The organism is Streptomyces sp. NPDC002773 (assembly GCF_040295605.1).
Taxonomy (GTDB): domain Bacteria; phylum Actinomycetota; class Actinomycetes; order Streptomycetales; family Streptomycetaceae; genus Streptomyces.
Genome location: NZ_JBEOVO010000009.1, coordinates 121,848 through 138,844, shown reverse-complemented (window position 1 = coordinate 138,844; position 16,997 = coordinate 121,848). Strand labels below are relative to the sequence as shown.

Below are 16,997 nucleotides of genomic sequence, written 5' to 3'. Positions count from 1 at the left end.
GCGTACGGGCGTCACCTCGCCGTGATCCGGCCGTTCACGGTCACGTAACACGCCCCACCCCTTCGTCACCGCTCCGAAACATCGAGCGGCATCGGCGGAAACCGCGCTGCGCGAATCTCTGGCCCATAACCGGCCACCCTCACGGCCGGCCGCTCTCTCCGGCCCCGCCCCGCACGGCCGTACCGACGACGAGGAGACGCCGATGGCACCAGCCATCACGACCCTGGCAGCAGACGCCCCCGAGCTGTCCGCCGCCAACACCGGGTTCATGCTCATCTGCTCCGCCCTGGTCATGCTGATGACCCCGGCACTCGCCTTCTTCTACGGAGGCATGGTCCGCGTCAAATCCACCCTCAACATGCTGATGATGAGCTTCATCAGCCTGGGGATCGTCACGATCCTGTGGGTGCTCTTCGGCTTCAGCATGGCCTTCGGCACCGACATCGGCTCGATCGTCGGCTGGTCCTCCGAGTACGTCGGCCTCAGCGGCATCGGCGTCACCGAACTGTGGGACGGCTACACCATCCCGGTGTACGTCTTCGCCGTCTTCCAGCTGATGTTCGCCATCCTCACCCCGGCCCTGATCAGCGGCGCCCTCGCCGACCGCGTCAAGTTCACCGCCTGGGCCCTCTTCATCACCCTCTGGGTCACCGTCGTCTACTTCCCCGTCGCCCACTGGGTCTGGGGCGCGGGCGGCTGGCTCTTCGAGATGGGTGTCATCGACTTCGCCGGCGGTACGGCGGTCCACATCAACGCCGGCGCCGCCGCCCTCGGCGTGATCCTCGTCATCGGCAAGCGCGTCGGCTTCAAGAAGGACCCGATGCGCCCGCACAGCCTCCCGCTGGTGATGCTGGGCGCCGGACTCCTCTGGTTCGGCTGGTTCGGCTTCAACGCCGGCTCCTGGCTCGGCAACGACGACGGCGTCGGCGCCGTGATGTTCGTCAACACCCAGGTCGCCACCGCCGCCGCCATGCTCGCCTGGCTCGCGTACGAGAAGGTCCGCCACGGCTCCTTCACCACCCTCGGCGCCGCCTCCGGCGCGGTCGCCGGCCTCGTCGCCATCACCCCGGCCGGCGGCTCCGTCAGCCCGCTCGGCGCGATCGCCGTCGGCGCCATCGCCGGCGTCGTCTGCGCCATGGCCGTCGGCCTCAAGTACAAGTTCGGCTACGACGACTCCCTCGACGTCATCGGCGTCCACCTCGTCGGCGGTGTCATCGGCTCCCTCCTCGTCGGCTTCTTCGCCACCGGCGGCGTCCAGTCCGACGCCAAGGGCCTCTTCTACGGCGGCGGCCTCGACCAGCTCGGCAAGCAGGCGATCGGTGTCTTCGCGGTCCTCGCCTACTCTCTGATCGCCTCCGCGGTCCTCGCCCTGATCATCGACAAGACGATGGGGATGCGGGTCAGCGAGGACGACGAGGTCTCCGGCATCGACCAGGTCGAGCACGCCGAGACCGCGTACGACTTCAGCGGAGCCGGCGGCGGCGCGTCCTCGCGCTCCACCGCCGCCCCCGCCCCGGTTGTCACGGAGAACAAGAAGGTGGACGCATGAAGCTCATCACCGCGGTCGTGAAGCCGCACCGGCTCGACGAGATCAAGGAGGCCCTCCAGGCGTTCGGCGTCCACGGCCTCACGGTCACCGAGGCCAGCGGCTACGGCCGCCAGCGCGGCCACACCGAGGTCTACCGGGGCGCCGAGTACACCGTCGACCTGGTCCCCAAGATCCGCATCGAGGTCCTCGTCGAGGACGAGGACGCCGAACAGCTCATCGACGTCGTCGTCAAGGCCGCCCGAACCGGCAAGATCGGTGACGGCAAGGTGTGGAGCGTGCCGGTCGAGACCGCCGTACGGGTCCGCACCGGCGAGCGCGGTCCGGACGCACTGTAAGCACACGAAGGAGCCGCCGGGTGACGAGCCTCGAAGTCAGCGAAGAGACCGAAGACGCGGGACCCGGCGGTTACGCGGCGGCCCGGCTGCTCCTCCTCCACGAGAAGGAGCGGTCCGGGCCGCCGCGCCGTACCGCCCTCGCCCGGCTCACCGACGACTGGCTGGCCGGACTCTTCTCCGCCGCCGCCCCGCCCCGGGGCGTCGCCCTCGTCGCCGTCGGCGGCTACGGCCGCGCCGAGCTCTCCCCGCGCAGCGACCTCGACCTCCTCCTGCTCCACGACGGCAGCGCCGACAAGGCCGCGGTCGCCGCCCTCGCCGACCGGATCTGGTACCCCGTCTGGGACCTCGGGCTCGCCCTCGACCACTCCGTCCGCACCCCCGCCGAAGCCCGCGCCACCGCGAGCGAGGACCTCAAGGTCCACCTCGGACTCCTCGACGCCCGGCCCCTCGCCGGAGACCACGGGCTCGTCGCCGCCCTGCGCACCACGATCCTCGCGGACTGGCGCAACCAGGCCCCCAAGCGCCTCCCCGAACTCGACGCGCTCTGCCGGGAACGCGCCGAACGCATGGGCGAGCTCCAGTTCCTCCTCGAACCCGACCTCAAGGAGGCCAGGGGCGGGCTCCGCGACGCCCAGGTCCTCCGCGCCGTCGCCGCCTCCTGGCTCGCCGACGCCCCCCGCGAAGGCCTCGACGCCGCCCGCCGCCGCCTCCTCGACGCCCGCGACGCCCTCCACCTCACCACCGGCCGCGCCACCGACCGGCTCGCCCTCCAGGAGCAGGACGCCGTCGCCGCCGAACTCGGCCTCCTCGACGCCGACACCCTGCTCCGCGAGGTGTACGAGGCCGCTCGGACCATCTCGTACGCCACCGACGTCACCTGGCGCGAGGTCAACCGCGTCCTCAAGGCCCGCTCCGCCCGGCCCCGGCTCCGGGCCCTCCTGACCGGCCGTACCGGCGTCGCGAAACCGCCCGTCGAACGCACCCCGCTCGCCGAAGGCGTCGTCGAGATGGACGGCGAGGTCGTCCTCGCCCGCACCGCCCGGCCCGAGCGCGACCCCGTGCTGCCCCTGCGGGCCGCCGCCGCGGCCGCCCAGTCCGCCCTGCCGATCTCCCTGCACGCCGTACGCCGCCTCGCGGCCACCGCCAAGCCCCTGCCCGTGCCCTGGCCCGCCGAGGCCCGCGAGGAACTCGTCACGCTGCTCGGCGCCGGCGAGGCCACCGTGCCCGTCTGGGAGGCCCTGGAGGCCGAAGGGCTCATCACCCAGCTGCTCCCCGACTGGGAACGCGTCCGCTGCCGGCCCCAGCGCAACCCCGTCCACACCTGGACCGTCGACCGCCACCTCGTCGAGACCGCCGTACGGGCCTCCTCGCTCACCCGCCGCGTCCGCCGCCCCGACCTCCTCCTCGTGGCCGCCCTCCTCCACGACATCGGCAAGGGCTGGCCCGGCGACCACTCCGTCGCCGGCGAGACCATCGCCCGCGACCTCGCCACCCGCATCGGCTTCGACCGCGCCGACACCGGCATCATCGCCACCGCCGTCCGCCACCACCTGCTCCTCGTCGAGACCGCCACCCGGCGCGACCTCGACGACCCCGCCACCGTCCGCTCCGTCGCCACCGCCGTCGGCACCCTCGGCACCCTGGAGCTGCTGCACGCCCTCACCGAGGCCGACGCGCTCGCCACCGGGCCCGCTGCCTGGTCGTCCTGGCGCGCCTCCCTCGTCGCCGACCTGGTCAAACGGGTCGCGGGCGTCCTCGCGGGCGAGACCCCGCCCGACCCCGAGGCCGCCGCCCCCAGCGCCGAACAGGAACGGCTCGCCATCGAGGCGCTGCGCACCGGCGAACCCGTCCTCGCGCTCCACACCAGCCGGACCGCCGAAGTGACCGCCGAAGAGACCGCCGAGGAACCCCTCGACCCCGAGGAGCCCGAGCCCATCGGCGTCGAACTCGTCATCGCCCTGCCCGACCAGCCCGGCGTCCTGCCCGCCGTCGCCGGCGTCCTCGCCCTCCACCGGCTGACCGTCCGCGCCGCCGACCTGCGGGCCATCGAACTTCCCACCGGACTCGGCGCCGGCTCCGTCCTCGTCCTCGACTGGCGCGTCGCCGCCGAGTACGGCTCGCTGCCCCAGGCCCACCGGCTCCGCGCCGACCTCGTCCGCGCCCTCGACGGCTCCCTCGACATCCCCGCCCGCCTCGCCGAACGCGAGGCCGCCTACCCGCGCCGCCGCGGCCTCACCGCCCCGCCGCCCCGCGTCACCGTCGCCGCGGCCGACTCCCGCCTCGCCACCGTCATCGAGGTCCGCGCCCAGGACGCCCCCGGCCTGCTCCACCGCATCGGCCGCGCCCTGGAGGGAGCGGCGGTCCGCGTCCGCAGCGCGCACGTGTCCACCCTGGGCGCGAACGCGGTCGACACCCTGTACGTGACCCGGCCCGACGGCACCCTCCTCCCCGACGAAGAGGCGATCGACCTGGCCCGGACCCTGGAGTCGGCGCTCCGCTGACCCCCCGCCCCGACCCGCCCCCGCGCGCCGGATCCGGCAGGCGGGGGCACACACTTCGAGCGGCCCGATACCCTGGAGGGCAATCCGACCGCCCCCGACACCTGAGGATCCGCGACCGCCGTGTTCGATACCCTCTCCGACCGCCTTGCAGCGACCTTCAAGAACCTCCGCGGCAAGGGCCGTCTGTCCGAGGCGGACATCGACGCCACCGCCCGCGAGATCCGTATCGCGCTGCTCGAAGCGGATGTCGCCCTGCCGGTCGTCCGGTCCTTCATCAAGCAGGTCAAGGAGCGCGCCACCGGCGTCGAGGTCTCCCAGGCCCTGAACCCGGCCCAGCAGGTCATCAAGATCGTCAACGAGGAGCTCGTCTCCATCCTCGGTGGCGAGACCCGGCGCCTGCGGTTCGCCAAGACCGCGCCGACCGTGATCATGCTCGCCGGTCTCCAGGGCGCCGGTAAGACCACCCTCGCCGGAAAGCTCGGCCTCTGGCTCAAGGGCCAGGGCCACTCCCCGCTGCTCGTCGCCTGCGACCTCCAGCGCCCCAACGCCGTCACCCAGCTCGGCGTCGTCGCCGACCGCGCGGGCGTCGCCTTCTACGGCCCGCAGCCGGGCAACGGCGTCGGTGACCCGGTCCAGGTCGCGAAGGACTCGATCGAGCACGCGCGGACCAAGATGTACGACGTCGTCATCGTCGACACCGCCGGCCGCCTCGGCATCGACCAGGAGCTGATGCAGCAGGCCGCGGACATCCGCGACGCCGTCAGCCCCGACGAGGTCCTCTTCGTCGTCGACGCCATGATCGGTCAGGACGCGGTCAACACCGCCGAGGCCTTCCGCGACGGCGTCGGCTTCGACGGCGTCGTGCTCTCCAAGCTCGACGGCGACGCCCGCGGTGGTGCCGCGCTCTCCATCGCGCACGTCACCGGCAAGCAGATCATGTTCGCCTCCAACGGCGAGAAGCTGGACGAGTTCGACGCGTTCCACCCGGACCGCATGGCGTCCCGCATCCTCGGCATGGGCGACATGCTCTCCCTCATCGAGAAGGCCCAGCAGACCTTCGACGAGGAAGAGGCCGCCAAGATGGCCTCGAAGCTCGCCTCGAAGAAGGGCCAGGAGTTCACGCTCGACGACTTCCTGGCGCAGATGGAGCAGGTCCGCAAGATGGGCTCCATCTCGAAGCTGCTCGGGATGCTCCCCGGCATGGGCCAGATGAAGGAGCAGATCGCCAACATCGACGAGAAGGACGTCGACCGTACGGCGGCCATCATCAAGTCGATGACCCCGGGTGAGCGGCACGACCCGACCATCATCAACGGCTCCCGCCGCGCCCGTATCGCCAAGGGCTCCGGCGTCGAGGTCAGCGCCGTCAAGGGCCTGGTCGAGCGGTTCTTCGAGGCCCGCAAGATGATGTCCCGGATGGCCCAGGGCGGCGGTCTCCCCGGCATGCCGGGGATGCCGGGCATGGGCGGCGGCCCCGGCCGGCAGAAGAAGCAGATCAAGCAGGCCAAGGGCAAGCGCAAGAGCGGCAACCCGATGAAGCGGAAGGCCGAGGAGCAGGCCGCGGCGGAGCGCCGCGAGCAGGCGCAGGCCGGCGGCGCGTTCGGCCTCCCGGCGGCGGGACAGACGCCGAAGGACTTCGAGCTCCCGGACGAGTTCAAGAAGTTCATGGGCTGACACCGGTCACGGCGTGAGCAGGGGCCCGGAGCGGTACGAAACCGCTTCGGGCCCCTTTTCACTCCTCCGCGCCGCCCGCGATGCCGGGTTCCTCCCGCTCTTCGATACTGGGGCCACTGCCGCCCCGAGGAGAGCCACGTGGCCAACCCCGATCCCCCGCGCGACCGGACCGATCAGCCCTGGCGCTCGGAAGGGGCTCCGCCGCCCCCGCCGCCGAAGCGGAAGATGCCGGGCGGCTGGGGAGGGCTCATCCTCGCCGCCCTGATCGTCTACCTGATCGCCAACCTCGTGCTGTCGTTCTTCAACCGGGGCGACGAGCCGACGATCTCGTACACCGAGTTCAGCAGGCAGGTGACCGCCGGCAACGTCACCAAGATCTACTCCAAGGGCGACGCCATCCAGGGCGAGCTGAAGAACAAGCAGCCTCTGCCCAACGGTGACAAGGGCGACTACAGCAAGTTCGTCACCCAGCGGCCCGCCTTCGCCGACGACGACCTGTGGGCGCAGCTGACCAAGCAGAACGTCACCGTCACGGCCGAGCCGGTCGTCCAGGAACGCAGCTTCCTCGCCAACCTCCTCATCTCGCTCGCGCCGATGCTGCTGCTCGTCGTGCTGTGGATCTTCATCGCCCGCCGGATGAGCTCCGGGATGGGCGGCGCCGGCGGCATGCTGGGCCGCAAGGCCCCGCCCAAACCCGTCGAGCTGGAGGCCGGGGCCAAGCGCACCACCTTCGACGACGTCGCCGGCATCGACGAGGTCGAGGGCGAACTCAACGACGTCGTCGACTTCCTCAAGAACCCCGACGCCTACCGCGCGATGGGCGCCAAGATGCCCCGCGGTGTACTCCTCGCGGGGCCGCCCGGCACCGGGAAGACGCTGCTCGCCCGCGCCGTCGCGGGGGAGGCCGGGGTGCCGTTCTTCTCGGCGTCGGCGTCCGGGTTCATCGAGATGATCGTGGGCGTCGGCGCCTCCCGGGTACGGGAACTGTTCGCAGAGGCCCGCAAGGTCGCCCCGGCGATCGTCTTCATCGACGAGATCGACACCATCGGCCGGGCCCGGGGCGGCGGCGCCGGCATGGGCGGGCACGACGAACGCGAACAGACCCTCAACCAGATCCTCACCGAGATGGACGGCTTCACCGGCTCCGAGGGGGTCATCGTCCTCGCCGCGACCAACCGCCCCGACGTCCTCGACCCCGCCCTCACCCGGCCCGGCCGCTTCGACCGGATCGTGCACGTCAACCCGCCCGACCGGGGCGGCCGCGAGGCCATCCTCCGGATCCACACCCGGGAGATCCCGCTCGCCAAGGACGTCGACCTGGAGCACGTCGCCCGCACGACCCCCGGCATGACCGGAGCCGAACTCGCCAACCTCGCCAACGAGGCCGCCCTCCTCGCGGTGAAGCGCGAGCAGAAGGCCGTCACCCGGTCCGACCTGTCCGACGCCCTGGAGAAGGTGCAGCTCGGCGCGGAACGGCCGCTCGTGATGCCCGCGGAGGAGCGGCGCAGGACCGCGTACCACGAGAGCGGACACGCCCTCCTCGGCATGCTCCAGCCCGGCGCCGACCCGGTCCGCAAGATCACCATCGTGCCGCGCGGCCGGGCCCTCGGCGTCACCCTCTCCACCCCCGACTCCGACAAGTACGCCTACACCGAGGACTACCTCCGCGGCCGGATCATCGGCGCGCTCGGCGGGATGGCCGCGGAACAGGTGGTGTTCGGCGTCGTCACCACCGGGGCCGAGAGCGACCTGGAGCAGGTCACCAACATCGCCCGCGGCATGGCGGGACGCTGGGGCATGAGCGAGCTCGTCGGCCGCCTCACCGCCATCCCGGGCGACGCCCAGCAGGCGTACGGCCTCGCGGCGGCCCCCGCGACCCTCGACACCGTCGACGCGGAGATGCGCCGCATCGTCGAGGAGTGCTACGAGAGCGCCGTACGCCAACTCCGCGCCCACCGCGACCAGCTGGACGCGCTGGCCGCCGCCCTCCTGGAGAACGAGACCCTGGAGGAGGCCGAGGCCTACCGCGCGGCGGGCATCGCGCGCGCGGGGCGGGAGGACTGATCCGGGGGTACGCCCCCAGGGACTGACCCGGGGGTACGCCCCAGGCCCCCGCCGAGTTCGCGCGCCACGGTCCGGTGGCGGGGGCACCCGCCGCGGGGGCCGGGCCACGCCCCCGGCCCCCGCGCGTCGGCTCCTACGGCACCCGGGCGATCACGTACCGGAAGACGTTCGGCATCCAGACCGTCCCGTCCGCCCGCACGTGCGGGGCGAGGGCCTCCTCGATCTCCTTCGCCACCTGCGAGGGATCCGTCGCCCGGACCGCCTGGTCGAACACGCCCGTCGACAGCAGGCCGCGTACCGCGCTGCCCTCGCTCGCGTACCCGAAGGGGCAGGCCACCCGCCCCGAGCCGGCCGGCCGCAGCCCCGCCGCCGCCACGAGGCCGTCCAGGTCCGCCCGGACAGCCGAGCTGCGGTCCGCGAGCCGGGCCGCGACCCGCAGCACCGGTTCCGTGGCGCACCGCTCCGGCGGCCCCCACCCGGCGAGCACGACGGCCGCGCCCGGTTGCGCCGAACGGGTGAGCGCCCTCAGTTCGGGAAGGAGCCCGTCGGCGGCGTGGAAGGCCGTGATGACGTCGTACGGGCCACCCTCGGGCTCCTCCGTGACCGTGACGTCCTCCGGCAGCCGCTCCCTCGCCAGCTCCACGCGCGCGTGGTCCCGGTCCGCGCCGGCCACCCGGGCGCCCCGCGCGGCCGCCATGAGGAGTGCCAGGCCGGAGCCGCAGCCGAGGCCGAGCACCCGGGAACCGGCGCCCACGTCGAGGCGCTCGTACACCGCCTCGTAGAGCGGGACGAGCATCCGTTCCTGGATCTCGGCCCAGTCACGCGCGGGGTGGTGCGGGACGAGCGTAGGTGTCATGGAAAAGTGCCCCAATCCGTGCTCGGACGACAGCCCCCCGTAGCCAGGGAACTGCGCATCCCGGGCCGCGTCCAGTGCTCGCACCGCACCGATTCACCCGGGGGAGGGGCGGTGCGCCGACTTGCGCGGCAACCCGGTAGTGTCCTCGCGATCCTCCCCGGCCCGTCCCGGCCCCCGAGGGGGCGCGCGCACCGCCGCCACACGCCGGGGCGTATGCGCTACTACGCACCAGCTTGACGCCCCCTGCGCGGCTTCTCCGCAGATCGGCGCACTGGCCCGCGTCAGGACGCATCAACGGCAACTGACGGGTACGTGCAAAATATTTGGGATGCCCCGGAATGGAACCCGGACGGGATCCGGCTCGTTGTACCCGACGTGAGCACGACACCACCTGTTCTCGCCGCAGAGCTGGCACAGGCGTGGGCCGACATTCAGCGGCACCACCCCGAGCTGCCCGATCTTGCCGCGCCCGAGTCCCTGATCGGAGAGTCCTCGTCCGCCTGCGGCGCCGAACTCTCCTTCGAACGGCTGCTCCACGAGGCAGTCCACGGCATCGCCGCCGCCCGAGGTGTCCGCGACACCTCCCGGGCCGGCCGCTACCACAACCGCAGATTCCTCGCGATCGCCGAGGAGATGGGCCTCGACCACTCCGAGGAGCCGCACGCGAGCAGCGGCTTCTCCCTGGTCACGCTCAACCCCGAGGCGAGGCGCCGCTACCGGCCCACCATCGAGCGGCTCCAGCGCGCCCTCAAGGCCCACACGGTCGCCACGGCGGCCGACACCAAGCGTTCCTTCCGCGGACCGGCCGCCCGGCACGGATCCTCCGGCGGCGGCGTGCGCGTCAAGGCCGTCTGCGACTGCGGGCGGAACGTGCGCGTGGTGCCCTCGGTGCTCGCCCAGGCCCCGATCGTCTGCGGCGGCTGCGGCAAGCCCTTCCGCATTCCGGAGACGGTGGGCGCCGCCAGCTGAGCCGGCGGCGTGTGGCACAATGGCTAGCTGTACTCGACAGTCGCACAGGACCCCTCTCTCCTCCGGCTGACGCGTCCATCGGGCATCCGAGTACCGCAACCCCACGTGGCATCTCAAAGTGCCCAACCACGTCAAGACCAGGAGACACCACTCCAGTGGCAGTCAAGATCAAGCTCAAGCGCCTCGGCAAGATTCGCCAGCCGCACTACCGCATCGTCGTCGCCGACTCCCGCACCCGTCGGGACGGTCGCGCGATCGAGGAGATCGGCCTCTACCACCCGACGTACAACCCGTCGCGTATCGAGGTCGACTCCGAGCGTGCGCAGTACTGGCTGTCCGTCGGCGCGCAGCCGACCGAGCCGGTTCTCGCCATCCTGAAGCTCACCGGTGACTGGCAGAAGGCCAAGGGCCTCCCGGCCCCCGAGAAGGCCCTGCTCGTCCCGGCGACGAAGGAGGCGAAGCGCGCCTCGTTCGACGAGTTCGCGAAGACCCTCGAGTCCGGCGACGACAAGGGTGAGGCCATCACCCAGAAGGCCAAGAAGGCCGACAAGAAGGCTGACGAGGCCGAGGCCGCGTCGACCGAGTCGACCGAGGCCTGAGCATGCTCGAGGAGGCTCTCGAGCACCTCGTGAAGGGCATCGTCGACAACCCCGACGATGTGCAGGTCGCCTCGCGCAACCTGCGCCGTGGCCGCGTGCTCGAGGTCCGGGTTCACCCCGAAGACCTCGGCAAGGTGATCGGCCGCAACGGCCGCACCGCGCGTGCGCTGCGTACCGTCGTGGGCGCCATCGGCGGCCGTGGGATCCGAGTCGACCTCGTCGACGTGGACCAGGTCCGCTGAGCAAGTCGGCCACATCGGTTGAATGATGTGCCGGCACGGGCCGGGGAGGGCTTACGAGCCCGCCCCGGCCCGTTGTCGTTTGTGTCGTCGTACGAGCTGTGTGACAGGAGAGTGTGGAGCAGTGCAGTTGGTAGTCGCGCGGATCGGCCGCGCCCACGGCATCAAGGGCGAGGTCACCGTCGAGGTGCGGACGGACGAGCCCGAGCTCAGGCTCGGCCCCGGTGCCGTACTGCTCACCGACCCGGCCTCGACCGGGCCGCTGACCATCGAGACCGGCCGGGTCCACAGCGGCCGGCTGTTGCTGCGCTTCGAGGGCGTCCGTGACCGCACCGGCGCCGAGGCCCTGCGCAACACCCTCCTCATCGCCGAGGTCGACCCCGCGGAGGTGCCCGAGGAGGAGGACGAGTACTACGACCATCAGCTGATGGACCTCGACGTGGTCCTCGCCGACGGCACCGAGATCGGGCGGATCACCGAGATCTCGCACCTGCCGTCCCAGGACCTCTTCATCGTCGAGTGCCCCGACGGCACCGAGCTGATGATCCCGTTCGTCTCCGAGATCGTCACCGAGATCGACCTGGACGAGCAGCGGGCCGTCATCGACCCGCCGCCCGGCCTCATCGACGACCGCGCCGAGATCGTCTCCTCCCGCGACGCCGAACAGGACGACGACGCATGAGGCTCGACGTCGTCACGATCTTCCCCGAGTACCTCGAACCGCTGAACGTGTCCCTGGTCGGCAAGGCACGCGCGCGCGGGCAGCTGGACGTCCACGTCCACGACCTGCGCGAGTGGACCTACGACCGGCACAACACCGTCGACGACACCCCGTACGGCGGCGGCCCCGGCATGGTCATGAAGACCGACCCCTGGGGCGACGCGCTCGACCAGACGCTCGCCGACGGCTACGAGGGCGGCGCCCACGGCCCGGTCCTCGTCGTCCCCACCCCCAGCGGCCGCCCCTTCACCCAGGAGCTGGCCGTCGAGCTCTCCGAGCGGCCGTGGCTGATCTTCACGCCCGCCCGTTACGAGGGCATCGACCGCCGGGTCATGGACGAGTACGCGACCCGGATGCCGGTCTACGAGGTCTCCATCGGCGACTACGTCCTGGCCGGCGGAGAGGCCGCCGTCCTCGTCGTCACCGAGGCCGTCGCCCGCCTCCTGCCCGGCGTCCTCGGCAACGCCGAGTCCCACCGGGACGACTCCTTCGCCCCCGGGGCCATGGCCAACCTCCTGGAGGGCCCCGTCTACACCAAGCCCCCCGAGTGGCGCGGCCGGGGCATCCCCGACGTCCTGCTCAGCGGGCACCACGGCAAGATCGCCCGCTGGCGGCGTGACGAGGCCTTCCGGCGCACCGCCGCCCACCGGCCCGATCTCATCGAGCGCTGCGACCCGGCCGCCTTCGACAAGAAGGACCGCGAGATCCTCTCCATGATGGGGTGGGCGCCCGAGCCCGGCGGCCGATTTTGGCGCAAGCTCCCCGACGTGGAACAATAGGCCGCTGTCGTCCGTCCGGCGCGCGCCCCTGCCACAGGGGGAACGACGCCGCCAGAGACGTACGACGCTCCGAATCATCTACGAACGCACCGCTGATGACCTGTGGCATCAGCGAGGAAAGAGACCTCCATGGCCTCCCTGCTCGACCAGGTCAACGCGGCTGCGATCCGCTCGGACCTCCCCGCCTTCCGTCCCGGCGACACCGTGAACGTCCACGTGCGCGTCATCGAGGGCAGCCGCTCGCGTATCCAGCAGTTCAAGGGTGTCGTCATCCGCCGCCAGGGTTCGGGCGTCAGCGAGACCTTCACGGTCCGCAAGGTCTCGTTCTCCGTCGGCGTCGAGCGCACCTTCCCGGTGAACAGCCCGATCTTCGAGAAGATCGAGCTCGTGACCCGCGGTGACGTCCGTCGCGCCAAGCTCTACTACCTGCGTGAGCTGCGCGGCAAGGCTGCCAAGATCAAGGAGAAGCGCGACCGCTGAGCTTCGGCTCCCGGCACGCTCGACGCTTCCGAGTCCTCCCTCAGGCAGGCCGGATAGGCTCTGCCCCCGATGGACACCGAAGCACAGCACACGGAGCGCGACCCCTCTTCCGATCCGGAGGAAGGGTCGCGCTCCGCGCGCGTTTCCGAGGAGGACGGGACCGCACCGGACGGGGCCTCGCCCTCCTGGCGGCGCACGGCCCTCGTCGGCGGCGCGTGCGTGGTCTTCCTGATGCTCCTGAGCCATTTCGTGGTGCAGCCCTTCCTGATCCCGAGCGGCTCCATGGAGCCGACACTCCAGGTCGGCGACCGGATCCTCGTCAACAAGCTGGCGTACCGTTTCGGCAGTGAGCCGGCCCGCGGCGACGTCGTCGTCTTCGACGGCACGGGATCCTTCGTACGGGAGCAGCCGGAGGGCAATCCGGTGACCGGGCTCCTGCACGACGGCGCGGCCGCCCTCGGACTCGCGGAACCCGACGAGACCGACTTCGTGAAGCGGGTCGTCGGCATCGGCGGCGACCGGGTGATCTGCTGCGGCAAGGACGGCCGGCTCACCGTCAACGGCGTACCCGTCGCGGAGCGGTACCTGATGCCCGGCGACCAGCCGTCCAGCGTGCCCTTCGACATCGTCGTCCCGCAGGACGGGCTCTGGGTGATGGGCGACCACCGCAGTCAGTCCAGCGACTCCCGGGACCATCTGGGCAGCCCGGGCGGCGGCATGGTCCCCGTCGACAGGGTCGTCGGGCGGGCCGACTGGATCGCCTGGCCCTTCGGCCGCTGGTCGACCGTTCCCGCGACGGACGCCTTCGGCGCCGTACCGGCCGCACCGGCCGGCGGACACGGGGCGGGGGCCCATGGGTAGCCGGGGCCGCCCGCCGCGCGGACCCGGCCACGCGGCCGAGCAGGGCGCCGGCCAGGGCCCCGCCCGGCCGGGACGGGCCGAGCGGCGCAGGCTCGCCCGCAAGGTCAAGCGGCGCCGGCAGCGCTCCGCGGTCCGCGAGATCCCCATCCTGATCACGGTGGCCGTCCTCATCGCGCTCGTCCTGAAGACCTTCCTGGTCCAGGCGTTCGTCATCCCCTCCGGCTCCATGGAACAGACGATCCAGATCTCCGACCGGGTCCTCGTCGACAAGCTCACCCCCTGGTTCGGCTCCCGCCCGCAGCGCGGTGACGTCGTCGTCTTCAAGGACCCCGGCAACTGGCTCCAGCAGGAGGCCGCGCCGCCCGCCGACGACCCCGCCGGCGTCAAGCAGGCCAAGCAGGCCCTCACCTTCATCGGGCTGCTGCCGTCCGCCGACGACCGGGACCTCATCAAGCGGGTCGTCGCCGTCGGGGGCGACACCGTCCGCTGCTGCGGCGCGGACGGGCGGATCACCGTCAACGGCGTACCGCTCGACGAGCCGTACCTGCACCCCGGGAACCAGCCGTCCACGATCCCCTTCGAGGTGAAGGTCCCGCAGGGCCGGATCTTCGTCCTCGGCGACCACCGTTCCCACTCGGGCGACTCCCGCTTCCACCTCGACGAGAAGGACCACGGCACCGTCGCCGAGGAGCAGGTCGTGGGGCGCGCCGTGGTGATCGCCTGGCCCGTCGGGCACTGGCGGACCCTGGAGGAGCGGGAGACCTTCGCCGCCGTACCGGACGCCAGTACGGGTTCCGAGCCCGCGCCCGATCTGTCGCATAGTGTGTCCCAGCGGAATCTCAACGGATTCCCCGGGCTCCCGACCCCTGCGGAACTTCTGCTCGTTATGGGAGTGGTGGGCCTGTCCCTGACCCGGGGCGGGCGACGCACGGACTGAGGAGTGGATGTGGGGGATTTGGCCGTCGGCGCACGATCCGGACACGATGAGCCCGACGAGAGGGCCGGCGGGGCCTTCGGCGATGACACGACGGGTGACGACGTGACGGACGACGAGCAGGCGCGGACGCCGGGCGGAGGCGGACCGGGCGGGGGCGACGACGACCCGGCGGACGGCTCCGGCAGCGGTCCCAGGAGGCAGCGTTCCTTCTGGAAGGAGCTGCCCCTCCTCGTCGGCATCGCACTGGTCCTCGCCCTGCTGATCAAGACCTTCCTGGTGCAGGCGTTCTCGATCCCCTCGGAATCGATGATGAACGCCCTCCAGAAGGGGGACCGGGTCCTCGTCGACAAACTGACCCCCTGGTTCGGCTCCGAACCCGAGCGCGGCGAAGTCGTCGTCTTCCACGACCCGGGCGGCTGGCTCGAAGGCCAGGAGACGCCCACGCCCAACGTCGTCCAGAAGTTCCTCAGCTTCATCGGCCTCATGCCGTCCGCCGAGGAGAAGGACCTCATCAAGCGGGTCATCGCCGTCGGCGGGGACACCGTGTCCTGCAAGGAGGGCGGCAAGGTCGTCCTCAACGGCAAGACGCTCGACGAGACCGGATACCTCTACCCCGGCTCCGTCCCCTGCCAGGACTCCTTCGGCCCGATCAAGGTCCCGGAGAACCGGATCTGGGTCATGGGCGACAACCGCCAGAACTCGCTGGACTCCCGCTTCCACCAGCAGCTCCCGGGCGGCGGCACCGTCTCCAACGACGAGGTCGTGGGCCGCGCCGTCGTGATCGCCTGGCCCGTCACGCGCTGGGCCACCCTCCCCGTGCCCGGCGTCTTCGACCAGGCCGGCCTCTCCCAGGCCGCGACCGCGGCCCCCGCCGGCGTGGCCGGTCTCGCCGGAGCGCTGCCGCTGGTGCTGTGGCGCCGGAAGAAGCTCGCCGCGCGCCGTACCGCCGCGGAGTGACCCGCGGGTAGGGTGCCGTCCCGGACCGTCGACAGACCCACGGTCCGTCGACAGACCTACGGGGTGCGCGCATGAGCGGAAAGATACGGACCCAGGACGGCCACGGCCGCCTCGGCAGCGTGCTGTCGGGGCTGGCCGTGGCCGTCGGCTGTGTGCTCTTCCTCGGCGGCTTCGTCTGGGGAGCCCTGCTCTACCAGCCCTACTCCGTCCCCACCGACTCCATGACGCCCACCATCGACGCCGGGTCCAAGATCCTCGCCCAGCGCATCGACGGCGGCGAAGTGCGGCGCGGGGACGTCGTCGTCTTCACCGACCCGCTCTGGGGCAACTCGCCCATGGTCAAGCGGGTCGCCGCGGTCGGCGGCGACACCGTCGCCTGCTGCGACCGGGACGGTCGGCTCACCGTCGGCGGCACGCCCGTCCACGAGCCCTATCTGAGGCCGGGACCGGGCGGCCGGACCGTCGCCTCCGGCCAGGAGTTCTCCGTCACCGTCCCCGCGGGCAACCTCTTCCTCCTCGGCGACGACCGGCACACCTCGCTCGACTCCCGTACGCACATCGAGGAGGCCGGCCAGGGCTCGGTGCCCCGCTCCACCGTCGTCGCCAGGGTCGACGCCGTCGTCTGGCCCGCCCAGGGCCTCCTGGCCCGCCCGACGGGCTTCGCGGGCCTCCCGGGAGGCGTTTCCGAACCCGGGCCCGTACGCCCCCTCCTCGCCGCGATCGCGGTCGGCGCCCTCCTGGTCCTGGCCGGAGGCGCGTACGGCCCGGTGGCCCGCTTCCTCGCGAAGCGGCGGCCGGCGGGGCCGCGGGCCGGGGAACGGGAGAAGGTGGGCACATGACGGATGCGCAGACGCCTCTCGGGAGGCCGGCGGGGGACGGGGGGCCGGACCCGGCCCCGGCTCCGGCTCCGGCGCCGGAGGACCGCGGCACGGCTCCGGCGACCGTCCGGCGACGGGTCGCGCGGGTCGTGTTGCTCGATCCCGACGACCGGGTCCTGCTCCTGCACGGGTACGAGCCGGACGACCCGGCCGACACATGGTGGTTCACCCCCGGCGGCGGCCTGGAGGGCGCCGAGACCCGCGAGGAGGCGGCGCTGCGCGAGCTCGCCGAGGAGACCGGCATCACCGACGTCGACCTCGGACCGGTGCTGTGGAAGCGGCACTGCTCCTTCCCGTTCGCCGGGCGCCGGTGGGACCAGGACGAGTGGTACTACCTCGCCCGTACGCGCGGAACGGAGGCCGCGCCCGGGCCGCGGGCCCTCACCGAGCTGGAGAACCGCAGCCTCGCGGGCCTCAGATGGTGGACCTCCGCCGAACTGTCGGCGGCCCGTGAGACGGTGTACCCGACCAGACTCGCCGAGCTACTGCGCAAGCTGCTCGACGAGGGACCTCCGAGTGCACCGGTGGTTCTCGCCCCGGAAATCGTTTAGGGGCGCGTTCGACTGGCGCACAATAGGGGGACGCACGGCTGAAGGGG

At 72.0% G+C, this 16,997-nt stretch carries 16 protein-coding genes and 1 pseudogene; 16 read left to right on the top strand and 1 reads right to left on the bottom strand.

Annotation, left to right across the window (positions count from 1 at the left end):
* Positions 1 to 202 precede the first annotated feature (202 nt).
* The 5 genes from ABT034_RS14510 to ftsH all read left to right on the top strand — a co-directional run bounded on the left by ABT034_RS14510 (position 203) and on the right by ftsH (position 8,123).
* Positions 203 to 1,549: an ammonium transporter gene (locus ABT034_RS14510; RefSeq protein ID WP_351214892.1), complete on the top strand. Its 1,347-nt coding sequence runs from the start codon at positions 203 to 205 to the stop codon at positions 1,547 to 1,549.
* Positions 1,546 to 1,884, top strand: coding sequence for a P-II family nitrogen regulator (locus tag ABT034_RS14505; protein WP_015036464.1), 339 nt, complete (start codon positions 1,546 to 1,548; stop codon positions 1,882 to 1,884). The genes ABT034_RS14510 and ABT034_RS14505 overlap by 4 nt, the downstream gene beginning before the upstream one ends.
* A gap of 20 nt (positions 1,885 to 1,904) precedes the next feature.
* Positions 1,905 to 4,385 (top strand): [protein-PII] uridylyltransferase, encoded by a 2,481-nt coding sequence (locus tag ABT034_RS14500; protein ID WP_351214890.1) that lies wholly within the window; start codon positions 1,905 to 1,907, stop codon positions 4,383 to 4,385.
* A 120-nt stretch (positions 4,386 to 4,505) separates the two neighbouring features.
* Positions 4,506 to 6,059: a signal recognition particle protein gene (gene ffh / locus ABT034_RS14495; protein ID WP_351214888.1), complete on the top strand. Its 1,554-nt coding sequence runs from the start codon at positions 4,506 to 4,508 to the stop codon at positions 6,057 to 6,059.
* 138 nt (positions 6,060 to 6,197) lie between these two features.
* Positions 6,198 to 8,123, top strand: coding sequence for an ATP-dependent zinc metalloprotease FtsH (gene ftsH / locus ABT034_RS14490; RefSeq protein ID WP_351214886.1), 1,926 nt, complete (start codon positions 6,198 to 6,200; stop codon positions 8,121 to 8,123).
* A 133-nt stretch (positions 8,124 to 8,256) separates the two neighbouring features.
* Here the strand turns inward: ftsH and ABT034_RS14485 are convergent, their stop codons facing one another.
* The gene (locus ABT034_RS14485) at positions 8,257 to 8,979 is read right to left on the bottom strand and encodes a class I SAM-dependent methyltransferase (protein ID WP_351214885.1); all 723 of its coding nucleotides are present in this window, start codon (positions 8,977 to 8,979) and stop codon (positions 8,257 to 8,259) included.
* 375 nt (positions 8,980 to 9,354) lie between these two features.
* Between ABT034_RS14485 and ABT034_RS14480 the strand changes: the two genes are divergently transcribed.
* The 11 genes and pseudogenes from ABT034_RS14480 (at position 9,355) to ABT034_RS14430 (ending at position 16,950) form a co-directional block, all read left to right on the top strand.
* Entirely contained in the window at positions 9,355 to 9,948 is a 594-nt protein-coding gene (locus ABT034_RS14480) for a hypothetical protein (RefSeq protein WP_351214884.1), read from the top strand.
* Positions 9,949 to 10,103: 155 nt separating this feature from the next.
* Positions 10,104 to 10,547: a 30S ribosomal protein S16 gene (gene rpsP, locus ABT034_RS14475; RefSeq protein ID WP_317602091.1), complete on the top strand. Its 444-nt coding sequence runs from the start codon at positions 10,104 to 10,106 to the stop codon at positions 10,545 to 10,547.
* A 2-nt stretch (positions 10,548 to 10,549) separates the two neighbouring features.
* The gene (locus ABT034_RS14470) at positions 10,550 to 10,789 is read left to right on the top strand and encodes an RNA-binding protein (protein ID WP_030206382.1); all 240 of its coding nucleotides are present in this window, start codon (positions 10,550 to 10,552) and stop codon (positions 10,787 to 10,789) included.
* Between the two features lie 121 nt (positions 10,790 to 10,910).
* On the top strand, positions 10,911 to 11,468 hold the full coding sequence (rimM, locus tag ABT034_RS14465) for a ribosome maturation factor RimM (protein ID WP_351214881.1): 558 nt from the start codon (positions 10,911 to 10,913) through the stop codon (positions 11,466 to 11,468).
* Complete coding sequence (trmD, locus tag ABT034_RS14460; protein WP_351214879.1) at positions 11,465 to 12,286, top strand: tRNA (guanosine(37)-N1)-methyltransferase TrmD; 822 nt, start codon at positions 11,465 to 11,467, stop codon at positions 12,284 to 12,286. The genes rimM and trmD overlap by 4 nt, the downstream gene beginning before the upstream one ends.
* A 129-nt stretch (positions 12,287 to 12,415) precedes the next feature.
* Positions 12,416 to 12,766, top strand: coding sequence for a 50S ribosomal protein L19 (gene rplS / locus ABT034_RS14455; RefSeq protein ID WP_351214877.1), 351 nt, complete (start codon positions 12,416 to 12,418; stop codon positions 12,764 to 12,766).
* Between the two features lie 69 nt (positions 12,767 to 12,835).
* Positions 12,836 to 13,627 (top strand): signal peptidase I, encoded by a 792-nt coding sequence (gene lepB, locus ABT034_RS14450; RefSeq protein WP_351214875.1) that lies wholly within the window; start codon positions 12,836 to 12,838, stop codon positions 13,625 to 13,627.
* A pseudogene (gene lepB / locus ABT034_RS14445) lies at positions 13,620 to 14,670 on the top strand (signal peptidase I). Before lepB (ABT034_RS14450) ends, lepB (ABT034_RS14445) begins: the two are co-directional and overlap by 8 nt.
* Positions 14,667 to 15,521, top strand: coding sequence for a signal peptidase I (lepB, locus tag ABT034_RS14440; protein ID WP_502972919.1), 855 nt, complete (start codon positions 14,667 to 14,669; stop codon positions 15,519 to 15,521). The pseudogene lepB (ABT034_RS14445) and the gene lepB (ABT034_RS14440) overlap by 4 nt, the downstream one beginning before the upstream one ends.
* A 71-nt stretch (positions 15,522 to 15,592) precedes the next feature.
* A complete protein-coding gene (gene lepB, locus ABT034_RS14435) occupies positions 15,593 to 16,360 on the top strand; it encodes a signal peptidase I (RefSeq protein ID WP_351214873.1) in 768 nt (255 codons plus the stop codon).
* Entirely contained in the window at positions 16,357 to 16,950 is a 594-nt protein-coding gene (locus ABT034_RS14430; protein WP_351214871.1) for an NUDIX hydrolase, read from the top strand. Before lepB (ABT034_RS14435) ends, ABT034_RS14430 begins: the two co-directional genes overlap by 4 nt.
* Positions 16,951 to 16,997 lie beyond the last annotated feature (47 nt).

What these genes read in the sequence shown, in the direction of transcription:
- ABT034_RS14510 (WP_351214892.1), top strand. Translation starts at nt 203, where the DNA reads ATGGCACCAGCCATCACGACCCTGGCAGCAGACGCCCCCGAGCTGTCC.
- ABT034_RS14505 (WP_015036464.1), top strand. Translation starts at nt 1,546, where the DNA reads ATGAAGCTCATCACCGCGGTCGTGAAGCCGCACCGGCTCGACGAGATC.
- ABT034_RS14485 (WP_351214885.1), bottom strand. Translation starts at nt 8,979, where the DNA reads ATGACACCTACGCTCGTCCCGCACCACCCCGCGCGTGACTGGGCCGAG.
- ABT034_RS14470 (WP_030206382.1), top strand. Translation starts at nt 10,550, where the DNA reads ATGCTCGAGGAGGCTCTCGAGCACCTCGTGAAGGGCATCGTCGACAAC.
- trmD (WP_351214879.1), top strand. Translation starts at nt 11,465, where the DNA reads ATGAGGCTCGACGTCGTCACGATCTTCCCCGAGTACCTCGAACCGCTG.
- rplS (WP_351214877.1), top strand. Translation starts at nt 12,416, where the DNA reads ATGGCCTCCCTGCTCGACCAGGTCAACGCGGCTGCGATCCGCTCGGAC.
- lepB (WP_351214875.1), top strand. Translation starts at nt 12,836, where the DNA reads ATGGACACCGAAGCACAGCACACGGAGCGCGACCCCTCTTCCGATCCG.
- lepB (WP_351214873.1), top strand. Translation starts at nt 15,593, where the DNA reads ATGAGCGGAAAGATACGGACCCAGGACGGCCACGGCCGCCTCGGCAGC.
- ABT034_RS14430 (WP_351214871.1), top strand. Translation starts at nt 16,357, where the DNA reads ATGACGGATGCGCAGACGCCTCTCGGGAGGCCGGCGGGGGACGGGGGG.